Source organism: Streptomyces sp. NPDC033229, assembly GCF_055576875.1.
The window spans coordinates 1-22,918 of the sequence record NZ_JBVIQR010000064.1 but is presented as its reverse complement, the minus strand read 5'-3'; the positions used below and the strand labels follow the sequence as shown (position 1 = coordinate 22,918).

At 68.6% G+C, this 22,918-nt stretch carries 21 protein-coding genes; 11 read left to right on the top strand and 10 right to left on the bottom strand.

Going from position 1 to position 22,918, the window contains the following annotated elements:
* Nucleotides 1–244: 244 nt before the first annotated feature.
* The 3 genes from ACZ53N_RS32795 to ACZ53N_RS32785 all read left to right on the top strand — a co-directional run bounded on the left by ACZ53N_RS32795 (nt 245) and on the right by ACZ53N_RS32785 (nt 5,894).
* Nucleotides 245–559 carry a hypothetical protein gene (locus ACZ53N_RS32795; RefSeq protein WP_469144445.1) on the top strand — a complete coding sequence of 105 codons (315 nt, stop codon included), beginning with the start codon at nt 245–247 and terminating at the stop codon, nt 557–559.
* 1,069 nt (nt 560–1,628) lie between these two features.
* Nucleotides 1,629–4,016: an ATP-binding cassette domain-containing protein gene (locus ACZ53N_RS32790; RefSeq protein ID WP_469144444.1), complete on the top strand. Its 2,388-nt coding sequence runs from the start codon at nt 1,629–1,631 to the stop codon at nt 4,014–4,016.
* 231 nt (nt 4,017–4,247) lie between these two features.
* Entirely contained in the window at nt 4,248–5,894 is a 1,647-nt protein-coding gene (locus tag ACZ53N_RS32785) for a flavin-containing monooxygenase (RefSeq protein WP_469144443.1), read from the top strand.
* A 249-nt stretch (nt 5,895–6,143) separates the two neighbouring features.
* On the opposite strand, the gene nadE is transcribed toward ACZ53N_RS32785, so the two are convergent.
* Both nadE and ACZ53N_RS32775 read right to left on the bottom strand, forming a co-directional pair.
* Complete coding sequence (gene nadE / locus ACZ53N_RS32780; RefSeq protein WP_469144442.1) at nt 6,144–6,974, bottom strand: ammonia-dependent NAD(+) synthetase; 831 nt, start codon at nt 6,972–6,974, stop codon at nt 6,144–6,146.
* Between the two features lie 133 nt (nt 6,975–7,107).
* On the bottom strand, nt 7,108–7,665 hold the full coding sequence (locus ACZ53N_RS32775) for a TetR/AcrR family transcriptional regulator (RefSeq protein WP_469144441.1): 558 nt from the start codon (nt 7,663–7,665) through the stop codon (nt 7,108–7,110).
* Between the two features lie 72 nt (nt 7,666–7,737).
* Here ACZ53N_RS32775 and ACZ53N_RS32770 point away from each other — a divergent pair, with 72 nt between their 5' ends.
* Entirely contained in the window at nt 7,738–8,895 is a 1,158-nt protein-coding gene (locus tag ACZ53N_RS32770) for an FAD-dependent monooxygenase (RefSeq protein WP_469144440.1), read from the top strand.
* A 325-nt stretch (nt 8,896–9,220) separates the two neighbouring features.
* Here the strand turns inward: ACZ53N_RS32770 and ACZ53N_RS32765 are convergent, their stop codons facing one another.
* A complete protein-coding gene (locus ACZ53N_RS32765) occupies nt 9,221–10,540 on the bottom strand; it encodes a wax ester/triacylglycerol synthase domain-containing protein (protein WP_469144439.1) in 1,320 nt (439 codons plus the stop codon).
* Between the two features lie 253 nt (nt 10,541–10,793).
* On the bottom strand, nt 10,794–11,387 hold the full coding sequence (locus tag ACZ53N_RS32760; RefSeq protein ID WP_469144438.1) for an MBL fold metallo-hydrolase: 594 nt from the start codon (nt 11,385–11,387) through the stop codon (nt 10,794–10,796).
* A gap of 78 nt (nt 11,388–11,465) precedes the next feature.
* On the opposite strand from ACZ53N_RS32760, the gene ACZ53N_RS32755 reads away from it, so the two are divergent.
* The 3 genes from ACZ53N_RS32755 to ACZ53N_RS32745 all read left to right on the top strand — a co-directional run bounded on the left by ACZ53N_RS32755 (nt 11,466) and on the right by ACZ53N_RS32745 (nt 12,953).
* The gene (locus ACZ53N_RS32755) at nt 11,466–11,750 is read left to right on the top strand and encodes a hypothetical protein (protein WP_469144437.1); all 285 of its coding nucleotides are present in this window, start codon (nt 11,466–11,468) and stop codon (nt 11,748–11,750) included.
* A gap of 52 nt (nt 11,751–11,802) precedes the next feature.
* Nucleotides 11,803–12,171 (top strand): hypothetical protein, encoded by a 369-nt coding sequence (locus tag ACZ53N_RS32750; protein ID WP_469144436.1) that lies wholly within the window; start codon nt 11,803–11,805, stop codon nt 12,169–12,171.
* 302 nt (nt 12,172–12,473) lie between these two features.
* Nucleotides 12,474–12,953, top strand: a complete 480-nt coding sequence (locus tag ACZ53N_RS32745) for a MarR family winged helix-turn-helix transcriptional regulator (RefSeq protein WP_469144435.1) — start codon at nt 12,474–12,476, stop codon at nt 12,951–12,953.
* A gap of 112 nt (nt 12,954–13,065) precedes the next feature.
* On the opposite strand, the gene ACZ53N_RS32740 is transcribed toward ACZ53N_RS32745, so the two are convergent.
* Nucleotides 13,066–13,545: a MarR family winged helix-turn-helix transcriptional regulator gene (locus ACZ53N_RS32740; RefSeq protein WP_469144434.1), complete on the bottom strand. Its 480-nt coding sequence runs from the start codon at nt 13,543–13,545 to the stop codon at nt 13,066–13,068.
* 105 nt (nt 13,546–13,650) lie between these two features.
* Here ACZ53N_RS32740 and ACZ53N_RS32735 point away from each other — a divergent pair, with 105 nt between their 5' ends.
* On the top strand, nt 13,651–14,532 hold the full coding sequence (locus ACZ53N_RS32735) for an NmrA/HSCARG family protein (protein WP_469144433.1): 882 nt from the start codon (nt 13,651–13,653) through the stop codon (nt 14,530–14,532).
* Between the two features lie 444 nt (nt 14,533–14,976).
* Here ACZ53N_RS32735 and ACZ53N_RS32730 read toward each other — a convergent pair whose 3' ends face one another.
* Together ACZ53N_RS32730 and ACZ53N_RS32725 are read right to left on the bottom strand one after the other, a co-directional pair.
* Complete coding sequence (locus ACZ53N_RS32730) at nt 14,977–15,777, bottom strand: PLL family lectin (RefSeq protein ID WP_469144432.1); 801 nt, start codon at nt 15,775–15,777, stop codon at nt 14,977–14,979.
* Nucleotides 15,778–15,990: 213 nt separating this feature from the next.
* On the bottom strand, nt 15,991–16,569 hold the full coding sequence (locus ACZ53N_RS32725; protein ID WP_469144446.1) for a TetR/AcrR family transcriptional regulator: 579 nt from the start codon (nt 16,567–16,569) through the stop codon (nt 15,991–15,993).
* Nucleotides 16,570–16,638: 69 nt separating this feature from the next.
* On the opposite strand from ACZ53N_RS32725, the gene ACZ53N_RS32720 reads away from it, so the two are divergent.
* Nucleotides 16,639–17,469 (top strand): class I SAM-dependent DNA methyltransferase, encoded by an 831-nt coding sequence (locus ACZ53N_RS32720; RefSeq protein WP_469144431.1) that lies wholly within the window; start codon nt 16,639–16,641, stop codon nt 17,467–17,469.
* Nucleotides 17,470–18,001: 532 nt separating this feature from the next.
* Here the strand turns inward: ACZ53N_RS32720 and ACZ53N_RS32715 are convergent.
* Entirely contained in the window at nt 18,002–18,718 is a 717-nt protein-coding gene (locus tag ACZ53N_RS32715) for an alpha/beta fold hydrolase (protein ID WP_469144430.1), read from the bottom strand.
* Nucleotides 18,719–18,957: 239 nt separating this feature from the next.
* Here ACZ53N_RS32715 and ACZ53N_RS32710 point away from each other — a divergent pair, with 239 nt between their 5' ends.
* Nucleotides 18,958–19,716 (top strand): hypothetical protein, encoded by a 759-nt coding sequence (locus tag ACZ53N_RS32710; protein ID WP_469144429.1) that lies wholly within the window; start codon nt 18,958–18,960, stop codon nt 19,714–19,716.
* Nucleotides 19,717–19,771: 55 nt separating this feature from the next.
* Here ACZ53N_RS32710 and ACZ53N_RS32705 read toward each other — a convergent pair whose 3' ends face one another.
* Nucleotides 19,772–20,089, bottom strand: a complete 318-nt coding sequence (locus ACZ53N_RS32705) for a hypothetical protein (protein ID WP_469144428.1) — start codon at nt 20,087–20,089, stop codon at nt 19,772–19,774.
* A 169-nt stretch (nt 20,090–20,258) separates the two neighbouring features.
* Between ACZ53N_RS32705 and ACZ53N_RS32700 the strand changes: the two genes are divergently transcribed.
* Complete coding sequence (locus ACZ53N_RS32700) at nt 20,259–21,206, top strand: zinc metalloprotease (RefSeq protein ID WP_469144427.1); 948 nt, start codon at nt 20,259–20,261, stop codon at nt 21,204–21,206.
* 146 nt (nt 21,207–21,352) lie between these two features.
* On the opposite strand, the gene ACZ53N_RS32695 is transcribed toward ACZ53N_RS32700, so the two are convergent.
* A complete protein-coding gene (locus ACZ53N_RS32695; RefSeq protein WP_469144426.1) occupies nt 21,353–22,441 on the bottom strand; it encodes a serine hydrolase domain-containing protein in 1,089 nt (362 codons plus the stop codon).
* Nucleotides 22,442–22,918 lie beyond the last annotated feature (477 nt).

Here is a 22,918-nt window from a genome sequence, read left to right as displayed (position 1 = left end):
CCCGCGTGGCTTGCTTGAGCCGGATGCGGTGAAAGTCGCACGTCCGGTTCTGAGGGGGCCGGGGATCAGCAATGGTCTCCGGCTACCCGACCACACGGTTCGCAGCTTGGAGCCTGTTTCTGATCCTGGGCATGAGGCGGCCCGATGCGACTGGGCAGCGCATACCGCCCGGCTGAGTTTCGTTCGGCGGGGAGCGTCGTTGTCCGTATCGACAGCCATTTTCTCGTCGCCTCAAGGAGCCGCAATGCGCCTGTTCCGCATCGGAGTCGTCACCTTCGGGGGGCTTGTGCTCTCCGCTTCACTGGCCACCACCTCGGCGATTGCCGCAGGGGGTCATTTCATCTGGGAGGGGCCCAAGGGAAAGGTCTACTCGGTCCAGAACCCCCCGGACCGCAAGTGCCTCGACATGGGACAGGAGGCCCGGGCTCCTCACAACGAGACGAAGAAGGCGCTTGTCGTGTACTCGGGCAAGAAGTGCAAGGGCGCAGCGACGCGGCTGGGACCGGGGCAGCACGCGGCGCGGAGCCTGACGTTCTCCAGCGTGATCTTCAATCCGTAGCGCTTCCGTTCGACTTTCGGTCACCGTGACCGTTCCGCGAACGGGGCCCCTTCTCGCCGGTCATGTCCCGCTCCGCTGAGCAGCGCGGTCGACAATCGGTCGGCATGGTGGGCCGAGCAATCCAAAGGCCGCCACGTCTCTCCTTTCCCGGCTGATGGCCGGGAAAGGAGGGATACTCGCTCGCGCACGTCGCCAGGAGGATCCCGGGGGGCCTCCTGCGGGCACCGGAGCCGACTCGTGCACTCAAGTCGGGACCAGCACTCAGCGCACACTCCATGCGCTCACCCCGGACAACGGCACCCGGAACTGGAGCCGCCGGGTGGCTTGGCGCCAGGCCGCACGTGGTCAGAGGGGACCAGTGTCGGACGGCAGCGCAGGCGACGCGGACTACGGCACGATCGGCGCGAGTTACAGCGCCTACCGGCAGCCTGATCCGCGTATCGCGACCGCCATCGCTCAGGCGCTCGGGGAAGCGCGGACCGTAGTCAACGCCGGTGCGGGCGCCGGTTCGTACGAGTCGACGACCCTACAGGTGACACGGGCTGAGCCGTCCCGGTCCATACGGGCTCAGCAGCCCGCGCACCTTGCGCCGACTGTCGACGCCGCGATGACGACGTTCAGCGGGCACCGGTGGAGCGACCTGCAGGCAGGACTGAGGGAGATGTGCCGCGTGGCGCGGACTCTGGGACGAACGCTACGGAGCCCTCCGGCAGCAACCGCGTTTGAACGGGTCCCTCGTTCTCATCCGCGCCGTCCCCTGACAGCACCTTGTACCAGGTGTCGGTCCGACGCCTCGGCCAGGCAGGCCGCGCGGCCGGGGCGCAGAGATGCCACGGGCCCCGAAGCGGCATGCCTGACTTGGTTCTTGCGCCGGACGCGACCCCGGTCGGCGTCAGCCCGGACGGACGTCGCGCCCCCCGACCGACACCGCCGATTCAGGTAGGCAGCAGAGGTTGCCGCGACCCCGTCGACGAAGGACGACAGACGGATCGTTCGAAACTGGTTAGATCGAGCCAGGCGTCGCCGACGGAGACCGCGAGGCCGGCCCCGCCTCACAGATGGAGAGATGATGAGCCCGGTCAAGAGGACGCACGCACAGTCGTCCGCGCCGCACGCTGCCGACAGCCACGATCTGATCCGTGTGCACGGCGCGCGCGTGAACAACCTCAAGGACGTCAGCATCGAGATCCCGAAGCGCCGGCTGACGGTGTTCACCGGCGTCTCCGGCTCGGGCAAGAGCTCGCTGGTCTTCGACACGATCGCCGCGGAGTCGCAGCGGCTGATCAACGAGACGTACAGCGCCTTCGTGCAGGGCTTCATGCCGACACTGGCGCGCCCCGAGGTCGACGTACTCGACGGGCTGACGACCGCGATCATCGTCGACCAGCAGCGGATGGGCGGCGACCCCCGCTCCACGGTCGGCACCGCCACCGACGCCAACGCGATGCTGCGCATCCTCTTCAGCCGGCTCGGCAAGCCGCACATCGGCCCCCCCGGCGCGTACTCCTTCAACACCGCCTCAGTGCATGCGAGCGGTGCGATCACCGTCGAGCGCGGTGCGAGGAAGGCGGTGAAGGCGACCTTCAACCGCACCGGTGGTATGTGTACGCGCTGCGAAGGGCGGGGCACGGTCTCCGACATCGACCTCACCCAGCTCTACGACGACAGCAAGTCGCTCAACGAGGACGCGCTCACGATCCCCGGCTACAGCATGGACGGCTGGTACGGCCGCATCTTCCGCGGCTGCGGCTTCTTCGACCCGGACAAGCCGATCCGGAAATACACCAAGAAGGAGCTGCACGACCTCCTCCACAAGGAGCCGACCAAGATCAAGGTCGACGGAGTCAACCTGACCTACGAGGGGCTGATCCCGAAGATCCAGAAGTCGTTCCTGTCCAAGGACATCGACGCGCTGCAGCCGCACATTCGCGCCTTCGTGGAGCGGGCGATGACGTTCACCGTCTGCCCCGAGTGCGACGGCACCCGGCTCAGCGAGGGGGCCCGGTCGTCGAAGATCAAGAAGTTGAGCATCGCCGACGCCTGCGCGATGGAGATCCGCGACCTGGCCGAATGGGTCCGCGATCTCAAGGAGCCGTCGGTGGCGCCGCTGCTCGCCGCGCTGGGGCAGACTCTCGATTCGTTCGTGGAGATCGGCCTCGGATATCTCTCGTTGGAGAGGCCGTCGGGCACGCTGTCGGGCGGTGAGGCGCAGCGCGTCAAGATGATCCGCCACCTCGGATCCTCGCTCACCGATGTCACCTACGTCTTCGACGAGCCGACTGTCGGCCTCCACCCCCACGACATCCAGCGGATGAACGGCCTGCTGCTGAGGCTGCGGGACAAGGGCAACACGGTGCTGGTCGTGGAGCACAAACCGGAGACGATCGCGATCGCCGACCACGTCGTCGATCTCGGCCCCGGCGCGGGTACGGCGGGCGGCGCCGTCTGCTTCGAGGGCACCGTCGAGGGGCTGCGGACCGGCGGCACCATCACCGGCCGCCATTTCGACGACCGGGCCGCGCTGAAGGAGACGGTGCGCAAGTCCACCGGCACGCTGGAGATCCGCGGTGCCACCTCCCACAACCTGCGGAACGTCGATGTCGACGTCCCGCTCGGGGTGCTGTGCGTCGTCACCGGCGTCGCCGGTTCCGGCAAGAGCTCGCTCGTGCACGGGTCGATTCCCGCGGGCGCGGGTGTGGTGTCGGTCGACCAGGGGGCGATCCGCGGTTCACGGCGGAGCAACCCGGCGACGTACACCGGACTGCTCGACCCGATCCGTAAGGCGTTCGCGAAGGCCAACGGCGTGAAACCGGCCCTGTTCAGCGCCAATTCCGAGGGTGCCTGCCCCAACTGCAACGGCGTCGGCGTCATCTACACCGATCTCGCGATGATGGCCGGTGTCGCCACCCCCTGCGAGGAGTGCGAGGGGAAGCGCTACCAGGCAGCGGTTCTTGAGTACCACCTCGGCGGCCGCGACATCAGCGAAGTGCTGGCGATGTCGGTGAGCGAGGCCGAGGAGTTCTTCGGATCCGGCGAGGCGCGCACACCGGCCGCGCACCGCATCCTCGACCGGCTCTCCGACGTCGGGCTCGGCTACCTCAGTCTCGGCCAGCCACTCACCACGCTGTCCGGTGGCGAGCGGCAGCGGCTCAAGTTGGCCACTCACATGGCCGAGAAGGGCGGCCTGTACATCCTCGACGAACCGACCACCGGTCTCCACCTCGCCGACGTCGAGCAGTTGCTCGGCCTTCTCGACCGGCTCGTGGACTCCGGCAAATCGGTCGTCGTCATCGAGCACCACCAGGCGGTCATGGCACACGCCGACTGGATCATCGACCTCGGCCCCGGCGCCGGCCACGAAGGCGGCCGGATCGTCTTCGAGGGCACACCCGCCGACCTCGTCGCCGCCCGCTCCACCCTTACTGGCGAGCACCTCGCGGCCTACATCGGCGCCTGACCGGGCCCTCGCGGGCAGCGCGGCAGGGCCGTGCCCCGGGTCTTCCCAGGAGGCCAGGGCGTGAACCAGGATGTCCCCCTGTGGGAAGCGCGCGAAGGGGCCGGTCACCCGCACCGGCGGGCGTCGCCGGACGGGTTCGCGGCGTCGCGCACCGCGCCGGAAGCCATCCGCACCGGCGCGCGTCCGCCCGTACCACCCGGCATGAGACACCTGTCAGGTCAGGAGAACGGTATGCACACGGCCCCCCGGCCCCCTTCCCCGTCCGCGCACGTCACCCCGCAGCTCGACGCCGTCGTCGTCGGGGCCGGTTTCTCCGGCCTCTACCAGCTGCATCGACTGCGCGAACTGGGCCTGCGTACCCGCGTCTTCGAAGCATGCGACGACATCGGCGGAACCTGGTACCGGAACCGGTACCCCGGAGCCCGCTGCGACGTCGAGAGCACGGCCTACTCCTACTCCTTCTCACCCGAACTCGACCAGGAGTGGGAGTGGAGCGAGCGGTATGCGACACAGCCGGAGCTCCTGCGCTACCTCCATCACGTCGCCGACCGCTTCGACCTGCGCAAGGACGTCGTCCTACGCACCCGGGTGACCCGGGCGGTGTATGACGGGACCAGTCACACCTGGCAGGTCACCACTGATACCGGCGAGACGGTCACCACGCGGTTTGTCGTGCTGGCCACGGGCTGCATGTCGGCTGTCAAAGAACCCGACATAGCCGGGGTCGGTGCCTTCGCCGGCCAGACCCTGCACACCGCCGACTGGCCACATGAGGGCGCCGACCTCACCGGCAGACGGGTCGCCGTGATCGGCACCGGGTGCTCCGGCGTTCAGGCCATCCCGCTCCTCGCCGAGCAGGCCATCGGACTCACGGTCTTCCAGCGCACGCCGGTCTACGCGGTGCCGGCCCTGAACCGGCCGCTGACCGCCGAGGAGACCGCCGCGTTCAAAGCCCGTTATCCGGAGTTCCGCGCCGCCCAGCGGCAGTCACGGGGAGGCACCGTCTTCGAGCTGCCGAGCCGGTCGGCCCTGGAGGTGGACGAGGCGGAGCGCACGGCCACGTATGAGGCGGGCTGGGGCTCGGGCCTGCTCAGCGGTCTGCTGCGCACGTACACCGACATCCTCGCCGACCGGGCTGCCAACGAGACGGTCGCCGAGTTCATCAGGTCCAAGATCCGGGCGATCGTCACCGACCCGGAGACGGCCGAGACGCTCTCGCCGCGCACCTTCCCTTTCGGTACCAAGCGACCCTGCCTGGACACCGACTACTACGCCACCTACAACAAACCGCACGTGAGGGTCGTGGACCTCACCAGGACCCCGATCGTGGAGATCACACGGAGGGGTGTCAGGACCTCGGACCGGGAACACGCCGTCGACGTCATCGTCTTCGCCACCGGCTTCGACGCCCTGACCGGATCCCAGGTCGCCGTGGACATCGTCGGCAAGGGTGGCATCACCCTCAGGGAGAAGTGGGCCGCCGGCCCTCGGAACCATCTGGGCCTGCTCTCGGCCGGTTTCCCGAACCTCTTCACGATCATCGGACCCCTCAGCCCGTCGGTCCTCAGCAACGCGGTGGTGTCCATCGAGCAGCATGTGGAGTGGATCACCGACTGCATCGCCCACCTGCGGCGGAACGGCATCACCGAGATCGACGCCACACCGCGCGCCGAGGAGGACTGGTGCGCCCACGTCGCCGACCTGGCCTCCCGGACCCTCTACCCGGATGTCGCCTCCTGGTACACGGGGGCGAACGTGCCGGGCAAACCGCGAGTGTTCTTGGCCTACACGGGCGGTGCGGACCGGTACCGGGCGGAATGCGACGCAGCTGCCCGGGACGGGTACCGCGGCTTCGCCCTGTCCGGCGGCCCTTCCTGAGGCCGCTCCCCCGGGTCCTCGGTTCTCCTCGACACCGTCTTCCCTGCATGCGGGGGCCGGCTTGCCATCGCGTCCCGCAGTCGCCGCGCGCGAGGTGATGCCCGACAAAGCGATCGTTTCTCTGCACGCTACTGAGCGGGCTGTGCTGCCTGGCCACTCCGGCCAGGCAGCCCGCTCAGTAGCGGCCGAGTCGCGGCGGCAACCGTCGACTCGTCCGGCGAAACTCCCGTAACACCTACCGGACCCGCCTCAGGGGGCGACGGGCAGCTGACGCTTGTGGTCGGTGAGGCGGTAGCGGCGGACGATTGTTTCGAAGGCCCGCTCGCCCACCGGCTTGCCCTCCAGGAAGTCGTCGATGTCGTCGTAGGTGACCCCGAGCGCGTCCTCGTCGGTCTTGCCCGGGTCGAGCGTCTCCAGGTCGGCCGTCGGGGTCTTCCACACCAGCTCGGCGGGCGCGCCCAGCGCGTCCGCGACGGCGCGCACCCGGCGCTTGGTCAGTCCGGTCAGCGGGACCAGGTCGGCGGCACCGTCGCCGAACTTGGTGAAGAAGCCGGAGACCGCCTCGGCTGCGTGGTCCGTGCCGACGACCAGGCCGTCGTGCGCGCCGGCCACCGCGTACTGGGCGATCATGCGCTGGCGGGCCTTGATGTTGCCGTGTACGAAGTCCTGGTGGTGGGCGTCGCGGAAGCTCACTCCGGCGGCCAGCGAGGCCTCGAGCGCGGCGTCGCTCGCGGGCTTGATGTCCACGGTCAGCACGTGGTCGGCCCGGATGAAGGAGAGCGCGAGCTGGGCGTCGTGCTCGTCGGCCTGGACCCCGTAAGGCAGCCGCATCGCGTAGAACCGCGCCTCGTGCCCGGCGGCCCGGGCCCGCTCGACAGCGAGCTGGCACAGCCGGCCGGTGGTGGTGGAGTCGACGCCGCCGCTGATGCCGAGCACGAGGGAGCGCAGACCGGTGGAGGTCAGCCGCTCGGTGAGGAAGGCCACCCGGCGCTCGACCTCCCGCTCTGCCTCGAAGGTCTCGGCGACCTGGAGTTCCCGGGCTATCTCCTGCTGCAGGGCGATGGACGCCGGCTCGCTCACGTCTGCTCCTTGTTCCGGTGCACGATGCTGTCGCGCCCACCCTACTTTCTGAACGTTTCAGAATGAGGTTCGTAGGCGGCACAGACAGCTATGGCTGCCAGCTGCTTCGAGCGGGACCGTGGACGCCTGGGGCCTAACGCAGCGCAGCGGCGACCAGTCCTTCGAGGGCTTCGCGCGGTACTTCGCCACCGTTTACCAGTCGGTCGAAGATCAGTCCGTCGATGCAGGTCAGCAGAGTGTGAGTGCGGTTCTCGACGTCGGTTACGCCGTGCTTGACGAGGAACAGCCGGACGGCCTCGCGCCCGGCGTTCTCCCGGGGCACGAGGATCTCGCGCAACTCTTTGTCGCGCACGCTTTCGACGGCGCACGCGTGGCGGGCGAGCGAGCGCCGGCGGCCCTCGCCGGTGAGTCGCTGTCGGGTGAGCGTCACCATGCCGTCCACCAGTTCCTCGACGGTACGCAGGGGCGGAAGCTCGTCGGCCGTCGTGTGAAGTTCCGCCTGGTCGAGTTGGACCAGGCGGACGACGAGTCCGGTCAGTAGAGCGGCGCGGGTGCGGAAGTAGGCCGAGGTGGTGCCGGGCGGCATGGCTGCTCTGCGGTCGACCGCACGGTGAGTCAGGCCGCGCATCCCTTCCTCGGCGAGGACGTCGAGAGCTGCATCTGCAAGAAGGGTGCGCCGATCCGAAGCCATGACTCCTTTCTACACCCGTAGAGACTCGGGATAGAGTCGGTTTCTACAAATGTAGAAGAAGGAGGCTCCGCCATGGGCAACACGGCAGTGGTAGTCGGAGGGGGAATCGGCGGGCTGGCCGCCGCAATCGGCCTGCACCGCATTGGCTGGGACGTGACGGTCCTTGAGCGTTCGTCCCTGCTTGAGGACGCGGGGGCAGGCATTTCATTGGCTGCCAACGGCCTGCGGGCATTGGACGAACTCGGGGTCGGCGGGGCGGTTCGGGACGCGTCGCGAGGCCAGTACAGCGGCGGCACCCGGACGCCCCGGGGTGGCTGGCTGGCCCGGATGGACGGCTCGGCACTGGAGAAGGCGGTGGGCACGCCGATCATGGGCATCCCCCGTTCCACCTTGCACCGACTGCTACGCGCGGCATTGCCCGCCGGGGCACTGGCGATCGGCTCCGAGGCGGCAACGGTCGAGCAGGTCGGCCCGGAGACGGTTCACGTCGGCTACGGCACCACAGTCCTGGAGGCCGATCTGGTAGTGGCGGCCGACGGTATCGGCAGCACAGTCCGCGGCCAACTCTTCCCAGAGCACCCCGGCCCGGTCCACAGCGGCTCGACGGTGTTGCGGGCGATCACCGAGCACGCGGTCGATCTGCGCACCGACTTCGAGCTGACCTGGGGCCGGGGCGCGGAGTTCGGACACATCGCTCTCCTGGACGGGAGGGCCGAGTGGCACGCCGTCCTCAGCCTCCCCGCCGGTACGCGGTTCGCCGACCCGCTGACCGAACTGCGCCGACGATTCCACACCTGGCACGCCCCGATCCCCGCGCTGCTCGACGCGACCCGGCCCGAGGCGGTGTTGCATCACGACGTGAACGAACTCCGCACGCCTCTCCCTTCATACGTGGTCGGTCGGATCGCGCTGCTCGGCGACGCGGCCCATGCGATGACCCCCAACCTGGGACAGGGCGCCTGCCAGGCCCTGGAGGACGCGGTCACTCTGGGCGCCGCCCTCGATGCCGAGTCCACCGTCGAGGCCGCGCTCGCCCGCTACGACGCCGAGCGCCGGCCACGGAGCCAGGCCGTCGCAGTGGCCGCCCGGCAGGCCGGGAAAATGGGTCAGCAACTGTCCCACCCGCTGGCCGTCACCCTGCGGAACACAGCGATGCGACTGACACCGTCCCGGGTCGCCATACATATGATCCTGCGTCACCACGCCTGGGCCCCGCCGTCGCTGAACTGATCTGGCTCGCGTCCGCCACCTCGCAGGCACATCCGTGGCCAAGTCAAGCTGCGAGTCTTGCCGTTGGCGGTCACGGTGGGCAAGGTGTCCGGGTGCGTTCTGATCTTGTTGGCCCCTCACCGGTCGACCGTGCCCGTTCTGGCTCCAACAAGCCGCAGTGCCTGGAGGCACCTCCCGAACGGAGCCTGGCCGGGGCGGGAGGACGACGAGCAGGGTGCTCAGGGCGCCGGTGATGACGTGAAGGCCGACCCGGTGGCTGCTCTCCGGAGGGGGCTCGACGCCATCCGGAGGATCCCGGCGGGGCGGTCTGCGGTCCCCGCCAGGGTCAGGGCGACGCCGGAGAAGGAGGGCAGACGCCTGGCGATGGTCTTTGGCTTTCCAGTTCGCTCAGCGCATTCCTCCACAGCTCGGGCAGCCTGGTCGCTCCGGGGGTGCGTCGGTCGTGGACCACGCCGAGCCTGGCAATGGCAGCCGTCCTGGTCAGTGATACGTAGCAGGGCATCTTCCCGGCCGGGATGCAGAACAGGCCGGCTGCAGTAAGGGAGGAGCCGAAAACGGTCCAGGGCGTCGGAAGCTTGAGGTGAGTGGCAGTCAGCGCGTGACGGGGGCGTGGGTTCGGGCGAGTGAGCCATGGGGAGAGCAGGCGCTCGATCACGAGGTGGGCCGTGTCGCGGTACCCGGTTCGGGCAGCTCGGCGGGTTTGCTTCAGGACGGCCTCAAGGCAGTGCCGAGGATCGGAATGCGAGCGGGGCAGGGCGAGGTCCATGGAGACCACGTGATTGCCGGGCGCCCCTTCGTTCCCGGGTGTCCGGACCGACAAGGGAACTGCTGCCGTCAGGCCGAGGAATGGGGACTGGGTGAACTCCCGGCTGTGCCAGACGGGCAGGGCAAGGGCCAGGGCCGTGAGGTACACGTCGTTGACTGTCGCTCCCCATGCACGGGCCAGGGCAAGCAGGCGGTCATCCGGTACGTCCACGTACGCGATCCGGGCGTCACCCTGATAGTCGGCGGACAGGTCGGGCCACGCCCGGCCGCGCGGCGGGCGGCGGAGGTAGTTACGGGCGAAGTGGGAGGCAGCTGCCAGGGTGGGCCGAGCAGGCCGGTGCAGGTGCGGAGCAGGGAGTTCCTGGTCGGCCAGGAGAGCCCCGAGGTAATAGGCAGCGCCGACGCCGTCGCACAGGGCGTGGTCCATGCGGAAGCAGATGCGGTAGGAGTGGTGTTCGTGGTTCGCGAGCAGCCACATGTCCCAGGGCGGGTGGGGTGGACGGGGCAGGTCTTTGCGGATCAGCTCGTTGGTCAACTCGTCGCGTGCGCGTCCGGAACGATCGTCGGGTCCTTCCACGACGTGCACGGTCAGATCCAGAGGCCGGCCGACGCGTCGCCAGCCCGAGGAAGCACGGTGCGGCAACAGATGCAGCGCCGCGAGGGGCCCGGTGCGGTGGCGGAGCTGCTCCCTCAGGGCGTCGATGCTCGGTGCCGTTCCGTCGATATCGAGGATGAGGCCGAAGGTGGCGGTGCGGTCGTAATGGATGAAAAGCCTGTCGGCGACTCCCGGTACGGCGGGAGAGTCCGCGTCCTGCAGCAGCGGAACGGACGGCTTCGTTCGACTGCGAACCGGTGAGGGGACTGGGAGCGAGTGCCGCATTTGCACGCCTCCGCGGTTGAGGAGGGGGAGGACAGGCGCTACCTCTCGCCACCCTCGGCGAAGGGTGGAATGCGGTCGGTTTCAAGCCCGCCGGTACAGGGAGGGGTGGCGATGCACGCTGGGCGGTGATGGATCGCAAGCTAACAGAACCAGTACGGAATATCCGGGTGACAGGCCGTCAGGAGGCACTCCGAGGTCGCAGGAGCGCGCTCTCATGGACGAAATTCCGCAGCTCACACCGTGGGCGGGGTAGTTATCGTGGTGTGTTGTGGTCGGGGTTGAAGGGGCTGCCGTGGCCGGGCACGATCAGGTCGGCGGTGGCCAGTACGCGGGTCCGGGAGGCGCGTAGTGTCTCGCGGTCGGGGGCCACGGGGTCGTCGGCGGGTCCGTCCGCGTGCCACCAGAGGTCGCCGGCGAACGCGACGGTGCCGGTGTCGGTGCCGGCGAGCAGGGTGATGTCCTCGGGGCTGTGTCCGGGGGTGCGGATCAGGCGTAGTGAGGGGGTGAGTTCGTAGCCTTCGGCGTCCCGGTTGGTCCACTGGTCGCCGTGGTACTCGACCTTGTGGTCGTGGATGCGGGCCCGGCCGAAGAGGCCGACGTTCATGGTGTTGTCGGGGTGGTGGTGGCTGAGTACCACGTCGGTGATGTCGTCGGGGCCGAGCCCGAGCCCCGCGAGCGGGGCCAGGATGTCGTCCCGGCTCGCCACCATGCCCGGGTCGAAGATCACATGGCGGCCGGCGTCAGCGATGTAGGAGACGGTGGCGGCGACGCCGGGACCGGTGGAGCCGACGTAACCGGTGGTCAGAATCGTGTACACGGCGCTGCGGCCGAGCGGTGCGTCTGTCATGCCCCTCATCCTTCCGGGCCGGCCTGGCCGTCCACGAGTGGCACTTCTGCCCATCACCGCAGGATTCGTGCCACTGCGATGCCGACCGCACAGGAGAGCGGCTCACTGTTCGCAGCCCATCGCCTCGGCCTGTTCGCGCTCGCCTCCACCGGGCTGCTCGAAGACCGACGGGCCACCATCCGTCGGCAGTTCGCATATCCGCTGCCCCACTGGCGCCCGGATGTCGTCGTGGTGTGGCGCTCGCGGTACGAACGCCGCAGCAGCAGTTCGCCGCGCAGCCGATGGATGTCGAGGCAACCGCTCCGCAACGGCCGGATCTTTAGGCTTGAAAGTCGCTATCAGAAACTGATCGCCACCCCGTAGGAATGGCTTCTCGGCCTGACCGGCCGTCCGTGACCAAAAGGAGCCATCACCCATGACTCGCTTTCGCACCGCCGGTATGGCCCTCGCCGGCGCCGCAGCGATGCTCGCCCTGACCACCGCGCCCGCCCATGCGGCTCCCGGTGACGTCACGACCTCCTGCGCGAGCGTTCTCACCCCGACCGGCTACGTCGACGTCAGCTGGGGCTACAGCAGCAGCTGCGGCACGCAGAACTTCAGCCCGAACATCAAGCAGATAAAGCAGCTCACCGGGCTGCCCGTCGGCACCGTGGTCCAGGCCTGCGCCTCCACTTACCAGCCTGCGGGCTGGATCCAGACCAGCTCGTACTACAGCAGCAGCTGCCGCTACTCGGCGACCCCCAGCCTCAACCCCAACGCATGGCAGCTGAAGCGCGTCTCCTGACCGACCCCGGGGCGTTGACGTGGGCGAGGTGCGGTGACTGGAGAAACCACCCTTGCAGGACCGCAGACTCTCGACAATCCCGCCGCCGCGCCCGGTGCCGGGTGCGGCGGCTCGTCCCGAGTACCTCCGCAACGCGGGAGCCGAGCAGTTGGCCGGGGGCCGGGCGTTGCCGTACCGGCGGGCAAGGCCCCGGCACCGCCGCGGCGTGCCCGTACCAGAACCGACACCCCCTCAGTGGTGTGCGTCACCTGCATGCCGGAGCCGTTGACCTCAAGCACGGTTGAGCTCCTAGCGTCCCGACCATGACGACGACAGCGACGACCGCCCCCGCGAACCCCGACAGCACGCCCGTGGCCACGCAACCCATCGGGTACTGGTCCACGGTGGCCAGCAAGGCGGTCCTCCAGCACATCCAGAGCGCGATGGCGCGACTGGACATCACCCAGCCGCACTGGTGGGTGATCAACCACGTCAGCGGCGCCGACGACGGTCTCACCCGCGACGAGCTCCGTGTCCGACTGGGCGGCTTCGTCGACAACGGCGAGGAAATGATCGGCCGCGCCGCCGACGGCCTCCTCGCCCGCGGCTGGCTCACCGCCGACGCCAACGAGCGCCTCCGCCTCACGGACACCGGGCGGGAGGCAAAGGCCCGCATCAAGAAGCTCGTCGACGGACTGCGGGCCGAGATTCACGAGGGCATCCCGGACGAGGAGTACGTGATCGCGCTGTCCGTGCTGCAGCGCATGATCCGCAACGTCGAGGCGAAGGCCGCACAGACGTAACGCACCCGGGTCCCGCTGAGGGCTCGCACCGCCGACATCCCATCGGGGCTGGGCCGGCCGGTGGGATGTCTACCAGCCCCGTGTGGCCGAAGCCGCCCCGGCCGGTGCGTACTCAGTCTGGTTTTGGCTGGGAGCGCAGGTGCCGCATCTGTTCGTGGCTGAGGTCGTGCGCCCGTCGCATGTGACGGGTGATCACTTCGAGCTCATCCTCGGTGTGGCCGTCGAGGAGCGTCTGCCAGGCCTGGCCCAGGTCGTCCCACACGGCGGTGACACGGGCGACGCGATCAGCCACCGGGGTGACCAGCACGCGGCGTCGGTCCTGCTGATCGGGGGCGCGGACCACGTAGCCCCCTCGTTCGAGCCGGTCCACCAGCCGTGTGGCGGAGCCCGTGGTCAGGCCCGTCATGTCGGCGATCCGCTTGACCGTGAGCGGCCCGGGTGCGGCTGTCAGCAGACTCAGCGCCTGCACATCGGTCGGGTGCATTCCCAGATGATCGGCGAGGGCCTGATTGAACAGCACGTAGGCCGCCAGGTATCGGCGGGATTCGATCGACAGCTCCTCGTGGAGCCGGGCCCGGCGAGCGTCTGTCATCCGGATCACCTTCCCAAAATGCTGCGCGGCGCAGCTAATGCGGTGCTAGTCTCCTGCGTGGCGCAGTTAATGCGTCACGCAGCGATTCTACCTCTTGGAGGAACCATGCCCACCATCGCCGTCACCGGCGCCACTGGAACCCAGGGCGGAGCCACCGCCCGCGCCCTACTGGACGTCGGCCACCGGGTCCGCGCGCTCACCCGCCACCCTGACTCGTCTGCCGCCGACACCCTGCGAGCCCTTGGAGCCGAGGTACTCCACGCCGACTTCGACGACCGTGCTTCCCTCGACGCCGCCCTGTCCGGGGCCGACTCCCTGTTCGCGGTCACCACGCCATTCGGCACGGACATCACCGCCGAGGTCCGTCAGGGCAAGGCCCTCATCGACGCCGCCGCAACCGCCCGGCTCGGGCACATCGTGCTCACCTCCGTCGCCCACGCCGACCGCGGCACCGGCGTCCCGCACTATGAGAGCAAGTACCTGGTCGAGCAGCACCTGCGCACCGCAGGCGTGCCTTGGACAGTCATAGCGCCGGCGGCATTCATGGACAATTACGCCGACGGCTGGATCCTCGACGGGCTACGCGAGGGCACCTTCGCCTGGCCCATGCCTGCCGACCGGCCGCTCGCCCTCATCTCCGGCGCCGACATCGGCGCGTTCGCCGCTCTGGCCCTCCAGCGCCGCGACGAGTTCGCCGGCCGCCGCATCGACATCGCCTCCGACGAGCGCACCCCTGGCCAGATGACGGAGATCCTCGCGGCGGCCATCGGCCGGCCGATCACCCACCAAGAGGTGCCCCTGCACTACGTCCGGAGCCGATCAGCCGACCTGGCGGCCATGTTCGACTACTTCACCACCGTCGGCCTCGATGTGAACGTCGCCCGCCTGCGGCGCGACCATCCCGACATCGGCTGGAACAGCTTCACCGACTGGGCCGCCGATCAGGACTGGCCCGCACTCCTGTCCCCCGCACCCGCCCATCAGTGAACTTCCCCCTGCTCAGGGGCCCGGATGCCGAGCATCGGCCCAGCGCGCCCCGGCTGCCCCGCCTTCGCGGGGTAGTTCGATCCGCCGACCCAGGTGGGTCGGCCACCAGGGCTACGCGCAGATACCACCAACGGTCCGACCGTCGCTGCCTGCGTAACCCCTCTCCCGTCCCGCGTCGCTCTCACCGTCGTGGTCTGACCGTGGCCCTTGCCTCGGCCCGCTCCACCGCCGGATCACAACAGGGCGGCAGCCCCCGGAAGCCCGCCCACACCGGCACCACGAAAGGCCCCGGCGCCGGCGACCCGACGGATGTGCGGGCGCCGACCGCGAACGCAGCCTTCGGCTACCAACTCGGTGGCGCGTACCCGCATCCCGGCAATGTCCGAGCCGTCTCCCGCGACCGCGAGGAGAAGCCCGTCGACGGTCTCCGCAACATTTGCTACGTCAACGCCTTCCAGAGCACGAGGCGTCCGCGCACATCTGCCACGGCTCCCAGGACAGGAAGCGATCTCGCTCGGTGGTCTGCCAGTAGCGATCGCGGTTCCACTCGCGGGCGACGATGTGCAGGCGCCCGTCGGGGAGCTGGGTGACCGATGTCGGCGCGCTCAGCCCCACATCCGCCTCGGGGACTTTCCCCAGCCACCGCACATCGGCCCAGTGGCCATCGGACGAGCTGTACTGGCTGCGTACGTCCATCGACGAGTAGGGGCTGCCGCTGGAGGCGAAGGCGTGCAGGAGCCCGGCGCGCTCCTTGAACAGCACGATGCCACCGTGATACGGAGCCGGCTGCAGGCCGAAGTCCTCCGCCGGACCCCACCTGCCGCCGGGCACGGGCAGCACGGTGTGGCAGAAGCGGCCGTACGAGGGGATGAACGCCTCCAGCCCGCCGATGCCGTTCTCGGCCGCAGTCACCTGATAGAGCTTCGGCCCGGCGGGGACGGCGCTGATCCGCTCCCAGTCGCCGTAGGGGCCGCCGACCATGTCCTGCGCCCGGTGCCAGACAAAAGGCAGACCGCTCATCGAGGAGTCGTCGTAGAACTGCTGGAACTGCTCAACCCGGCCGTCAACCCGTGTCACCGACACCAGGCTCCCCTGGGCGGGCCGGGAGGCGAGGCCCCGAGCGTTGCTGTCGCCCGCGCACACGACCGCCGCGTCTGCGGCGGGAGATATCAACACACTTCCGGCGCAGGTGAACAGCATCGCGATCACACTGCGCAGCACGCCTCGTAACAGTCTTCGATGCACGATCGGTAACCTCCGGCCCTCGACGGCGGCTCCGGGCGATCCCGGGGCCAGAGCGCATCCTTGCGCGTCGTACGCCGACCGGCTAGAGCGCGCGAATGGCCGGTGGTGCTCCGTCAGCCGACCTCGGGCTCTCCTGCAGACGGGCGGCGGCGCCCCGGAAGACCCCGGGTTTCGCGCCGGACCGTCCGGTTGAATACGCGTGCGCGCCAGTCATCAGGGGCGGATGACCGTGGTCACGACCTTGCGGACCGCTTCGGCCTCCGGCGGGGTGCCATTCCGGTCGGCGAACAGCAGGTGTCCAGCTCCGACCAGGGTGGGAGCGAGCGTATTGATGTCGGAGTCCGGCGCGATGCGGCCCAGTTCGCGCTCGGCCACGAGGTAGGAGACGGTCATGGCCGTGGCTTCCGTCATGATCGGGATACCGGCCACCCCGGACTGGCGCAGCCGGGCGCGCAGGCCGTCCCGGGAGGTGACGAGAGCGACGATCGCCACAGCGACCGGCTCGAAGAGTTCCGTCAGCGCGCCGGTGAGGTTGTCGGCGACGGTTCCGGTCCCGGCGGAATTGCGCAGGGCGGCGGCTTGGTTCTCGATCCGGGCGATGCGGTCCAGGACGAGGTCGGCGAGGAAGGCGTCGAAGTCGGCGAAGTGCCGGTGCAAGACCCCCTTGGCACAGCCGGCCTCCGTTGTGACCGCCCGGCTGGTCAGCGCGCTCGATCCGTCCCGGAGCAGAACGCGTTCGGCGGCGTCGAACAGTTGCCGGTGCACGTCGCGAAGTGCTGTTCCTGTCGGCATCGTCATCGCCTCATTCCTTGGCAGGGGTACACCGTTGAAGAGTGGGCACACGCCCACCACAGTGGGCGCATGCCCACTTTACCGCCCGAAGAAGCACGCCCATCCGAGCCCGAGCCCCATCGGCACCGAGAGACAGCCGAGTCGTTCGGCACGGACGCCGAACGCTACGACCGGACCCGACCCCACTACCCGCACGCCCTGGTGGCGCGGATCGTCGCCCGCATGCCCGGGCCCGACGTCCTCGACGTCGGCTGCGGAACCGGCATCGCCGCCCGGCAGTTCCAGGCAGCCGGCTGCTGGGTGCTCGGGGTCGAGCCCGATGCGCGGATGGCCGAACTGGCGCGGCGGACCGGGGTCGAGGCCGAGGTGGCGACCTTTGAAGCCTGGGAGCCTGCGGGGCGGAAATTCGACGCGGCTGTCGCCGGGACGGCCTGGCACTGGGTCGACCCGGTCGCGGGCGCCACCAAGGCCGGCCGGATACTACGGCCCGGTGGCCTGCTGGCACCGTTCTGGCACGTGCCCCAGCTCCCGCCCAACGTGGCGAAAGCCGTCGCCGCCGCCTGCGCACAGGTGATACCGGACGCGCCGTTCAACCGGGCGGCGATGACGACACCGGCCTTGGACATGTACCGGACGCAGTTCACCCGGGCCGCCGACGGGATACGGCAGGCGGGCGGGTTCAGCGATCCGGAGCAGTGGCGATTCGACTGGGAACGGTCCTACACCCGCGCTGAGTGGCTGGAGCAGATGCCTACCCAAGGTGCCTTCACCCGGCTCCCCCCGGACAAGCTTGCGGAAGTGCTGGACCGCGTCGGGGCTGCCATCGACGGGATGGGCGGCAACTTCACGATGCCCTATGCCACAGTTGCGGTCGCCGCGACGCGAAACGAAGCGACCTGACCCGAGTTGACGGGTCCATCGTCCGAAGAATGCAGCAAGCCGGGCAGGTCCGCGCTATCCGAGCAAGAGTGGCTCGCGATGCCCACAGCCTTCCGGCAGCCCGTCTGCCGGGCTGCCGGGACGACGCCGCGTGGTGAAGGCATGTGGCATCCCCCGCGCGTCAGGGGCGGAAGGCATCAGCGTGGGCGGCGGCCCATTGGGCAAAAGTCCGCGGTGGACGGCCGACGACTTCCTGTTCGGGGAGTCGGACCTCTACCTCTGCGTCAAGCCGTCGCTCCCCTAATCGGCCGGCGAGGACGACAGGAGGGGTGAGGGAGGCGCTACGAATTCACCGAGTCGATCAGGGCTGGACCATGGCGGCCCATGACGGAAGCCACGATTCCGGCAACAAGCCGGTCACAGGTGAAGGGACGGTCCTGACGGGAACTTCCCGATGAGACATCTGGTTTCGCAGTTGCCCGAGGCTGCCCTCTACCGGGGTTCCCCGGGACCGGCCTCGCCGCGCATCTGGAATGGGCCTGTGGTCGCGTGCTCACGTGTGCCGGTGATCAGGGTGGGCTCCCTCCTCCACCAGTAGAAAGGCCAACACCGCCTCCGTGAAGGCCTCGGGCGCCGCGCGGTGGACCAGGTGTCCGACCGGAACAGTGACCACTCGGCCGCCGGAGACACGGCGGGCCAGCTCGGCGATGCCGTCCTGGGGAACATGGCTGCTCGGGCCGCCGGCTATCACGAGTGTCTCGGCGGTGATGCCGCTGAGCCGCTCCAGCCACCTGGGGTCGGGCACGTCGATCTGCCTTCTGATGGCCGTCACCATCGCCCAGTCGAAGGCCAGGTCGCCGTCCGGCCTGGTCGGGGTGGTCCGCTCACGGGGGCGCGGGACCGGAACGTCCTCCAGGACGAGCCGCCTCACCCGCTGCGGATGGTCTTCTGCCAGCAGATAGGCCACGACCCCACCCATGGAGTGGCCGATCAAGTCGACTTGGTCAAGTCCCAGCACATCCAGGAAACGGATCACATCGGCCCGCATCAGTGCGAGCGAGTAGTCCCCCGGCCAATCGCTTCGGCCATGACCGCGAAGATCGAGGGCAAACACCCTTCGGTGACAGGCGAGAACAGGCGCCACCGCGTCCCAGTCGGCGGCGCTCTCGCCCAGTGCGTGCAACAGGACGAGCGGCGGAGCATCCGACGGACCGGAGACCTGATAAGCCAGCCGGACCGCTCCTACCTCGACCGAACGATGATCAACCATGCACGGAGGATATGCGGAACGTCATGCCGGATGGGCGTCGTTCACCAGCGGCCGAACCACCCGGCTTGAACGGGCTTTCGGCCGAGGCCGGCTCGGTCGAGTCGAGAGGAGCTCCTGGGGCAGTCGCGACGTCGGCACCATGTTGAGCAATTCCAGCCCATCATCCGGACGGGCTCTTACGACAACGGCCTCACCGTTGTAAGGATGCGCGCCGGGTACCCCCATGCGATAAAGGGAATATGGCGGATGCGCTGAAGAACGCCGATGTCGAAGTCAAGACCTCCGTGTCCGACGAGACAGCCGAATCCGCGTGCCGACTGCTCGGGCTGGATGCCGACGACGGCAAGGGCCTCACGATTTACTTCTGGGAAAAACCATGGGCGGACGGCGAAGACATCCGTCTTTCCCTGTCCGAGGCCGGAGTCATTGTCCGGCTGCGGAAGGCCGCGAAGGGCGATGCGGATGACCTGACCGTGAAGCTGCGACCGTGCGTCCCGGACGCACTGCCTGCCGACTGGCGGGCGAATCGTGACGGCAAGGACTGGGAGTTCAAGGTCGAGGAGGACTGGAGCGGCCGCAACCGTGTCTGGGCAGCCTCATTGAAGGTGGAAGGCGACTTCGACCGGCCCACCGCCGATGGCGGAGACGGGGGCTCGGGTCAGCCCCGGCTGACCCGGGAGCAAGAGGAGCTGTTGTCGAGCGCCGGGGTCACCCATGACGATTTGGAGAATCTCGTGCCACTCGGCCCGGTTCAAGCCATCAAGTGGAAGCCCTCCCGGCGCGACCTGATCCACCCGCTCACCGCGGAATTCTGGAGCGTCGGCCCAGACCTGCGTTTTCTGGAGCTGTCGCTCCGGGCGCGTCCCGCGGAAGCCTCCGGCGCACAGCACCTGCTGGAACAGGCTCTCCTGGACCTGGGCCTCCAGTCTCTTTCGCCTCAGACTTCCAAGACCAGCAGCGTCCTCACAGCCCTTGCCCGCGCGCACCTGAACCGGTAGCGGGAGCGATATCGAAAACGGCTTGGTCAGACCGGACCTCGATCACGAGGCCGCCTCAGGAAAGACGCACCTTCAGCACTTTGCCGTCGCATTGCAGGATCTGGAGCCGGCGGTCGGGGCGGTCCGACCCGGGAAAGCTGACGACGAGTGACCTTCCGTCCGCCGTCGACCAGCGGCCGGGAAGGGTATCGGGTACGTCGGCACCGCCGATGGCGTGGTCGATGAAGGTGCCGTCCGCGATGATCTCCATGCCCCTGCGGCCACGAGCGGGTGGGAAGGAGTAGTCGATCGGGCGGTAGACGGTCACACCCTCGGTGTCCTCCTCGTAGGAGTGCGTCCACCGCTGGAACAGTTCGGCAGGCAGCTCACTCATCGTCCTGACCTTCCCTCCGGGGGCACCTTTTGCCTCGATTTGCAATAAATGCTAGCCTTTTAGTGGCTTAATTCATTCGTATCACGTATCACCATGGCTCATTTACCGGAAAACGGTAGTGCCTCGCCCGGCCTCAGCCGCGACCCGCGGCCGAACCTGGAGGTGTGATATGCCCGAGAATGATGAGACCACTGCTCCTGCCCGCCGAGGCTGCGGCACCATGCCGGTGCACCATCTGATGATGGCCGAGAACCCGGCGTACGCCGAGGCCCGTGTCCAGATCGAGAACAAAGCTTTCGCCTATGAGACCGGCGACGAGTCCACAGCACGCGTCGGCGTGACCCGCATCCCGGTCGTCGTGCACGTGGTGTTCAACACGGCCGAACAGAACATCGGCAGTGACCAGGTCGACAGCCAGATCGACGTGCTGAACCAGGACTTCCGGGCTCTCAATCCGGACGTCGACCAGGTCCCGCCGGTCTGGAAACCGCTCGTGGCCGACAGCCGTATCGAGTTCCGTCTCGCCACGAAGGATCCGCAGGGACAGCCCACCGACGGCATCACTCGCACACAGACCCAGGCGGCGAAATTCAACATACGGACGGACGCCGTCAAGCACACGTCGAGCGGCGGTCACGACGCCTGGCCCGCCGACCGCTACCTCAACCTGTGGGTCTGTCCGCGCATCTTCGACCCCGGTGACCCCAACGAGATACTCGGCTATGCCCAGTTCCCGGGCGGACCCGCCGAGACGGACGGAGTGGTCATCGGCCACCGGTTCTTCGGCACGACCGGCACGGCCTCCGCTCCCTTCAACGGCGGGCGCACGGCGACCCACGAGGTGGGGCACTGGCTGAACCTGTTCCACATCTGGGGCGACGACGACGGCGGCTGCAATGGCAGCGACCTCGTCGCGGACACCCCGAACTGCGGCGGCCCCAACTTCCAAGCGCCGACCTTCCCGCAGGTTTCGTGCAGCAACGGCCCGGACGGCGACATGTTCGTCAACTACATGGACTACACCGACGACCGAGCCATGTTCATGTTCACCAAGGGCCAGGTAGTCCGCATGGAAGCCACCCTCGACAGCGCCCGGTCGTCCTTCAACGGCGCCTGAAGGACGGACAGCCCGGGGCCGGTCAGGGGTGGGGCTCACTCAGCATGGGCGGACATCGGAGCGTGACCAGCCGCCCGCTGCTACACGACGGTGGAGAGCGTCCGCTTCGGGCCCGGGTGCCGGTGCCGGTCCCTGACAGGCGCGGTTCAGCGGCCCCGGCACAGAGCCGTGTCCACGACTCTCTCAACACGCTTCATGGTCGTCTTGTCGGTCGGCTGGATGGTCACCGCGACGTTGGCGGCGCGGACGTTGCCTGCGCGGAAGTCACCCCTGACGCCGCCCCGGGTCTCGTATCCTGTTGTGCTCCCGCCGTGGCCCCAGTAGATACCACCGCACGACAGCGGCGTGCTCACGAGTCCCAGTCCGTAGCGGGCACCGGGGGCGAAAGGGGCTCCAGCGGGGACGGTGGTGCGCATCTGTGCGAGTTGTGCCGGGTTGAGGAGGCGGCCGGACAGGAGTGCGGTGAAGAACCGGTTGAGGTCGGAGTTGGTGGAGATCATCTGACCTGCCGCCCAGCCCCAGGAGGGGTCCATTTCCGTGGCGTCGCGCAGAGGCGCACCTGCTGCGTCCTGGTAGTAGCCCTTGGGATGGGGCTCCCGGATCGTCACGTCACCGGGGGCGGGAAAGTAGGTATGGCGCAGCCCGATGCGTTTGATGATGCGCTGGTCGAACTCCTCGGCGAGGGGACGGCCGGTGATCTTCTCGATGATCAGACCGGCCAGCACGTAGTTGGTGTTGCTGTATTCCCATCCCCTCCCGGGGTCGAACTTGGCCTTGTGCTGGAGAGCGACGTCGAGGAGCTCGCGGGGGTCGTAGTGCCGGACGTCCTCGCCGAGATACGCAACGTAATTGGGAAGTCCGCTGGTGTGTTGCAGGAGATGACGGACGGTGATGCGTCCGTCGATCCTCTTCCCGCCTACGAGGCCCGGCAGATAGCTGTCGACCGGGGCGTCGAGGCGGATCTTCCCTTCGCCGACCAGTTGCAGCACGAGGACGGCGGTGAACGTCTTGGTGTTGCTGCCGATCCGCACCTGACCGTCGCTGGGCACCTTCGAGCCGGTGGCCAGGTCGCCGACCCCTGCGGTGTAGGTACGGGTGTGGCCGTCCCGGTCCTTGACGCTCGCCAGCGCGGCGGGGAGGCCATCGGTGCTCACCAGCGCGTTCAGGCCCTGCTGGACGGGGTCCGGCCTGGCGGCGGCCAGTGCCGTGGGCGGTGCCAGGGCACCCATCGTCATGACGCCCACGGCCACCGCAGCCGCGCCCGACACGGCTCTGCGCCGACCACTCCACTGCGGCCCGGAAGAACGAAACCTTTGCCATGCCTGCTCACGCACGAGCCAACTCCTACGGAAACGAGGGGAAACCAGCGGTTATGCCGGGCCCAGCGTCTCCGAACGCGACCGCCCGGGACGATCCCGCCACCCACCCGGTCCAGGTAGGGGTAACCCCCGGGGCACTGCCGGCAAGGAGTGACGGGCACCTCGCTACTCCCCTCACAGAGCCGTGCGAGCCCTCCATCACGGCATCACGGCGGCCACCCTGTGCGAGCTGCCGAGCTGCCCGGGCCGAGAAAGGGGCGCGTTCAGCGCTCCCCGCGAGGCGGGGTAGTTTCCTCTTACGAGCTGGTGCGTGATAGCGGGGTGAGTGTCGTGCCTGGCTGGTGGCATGATCCGGCTGTGGCGATCACGATCAATCGGGCGGTACTGGCACAT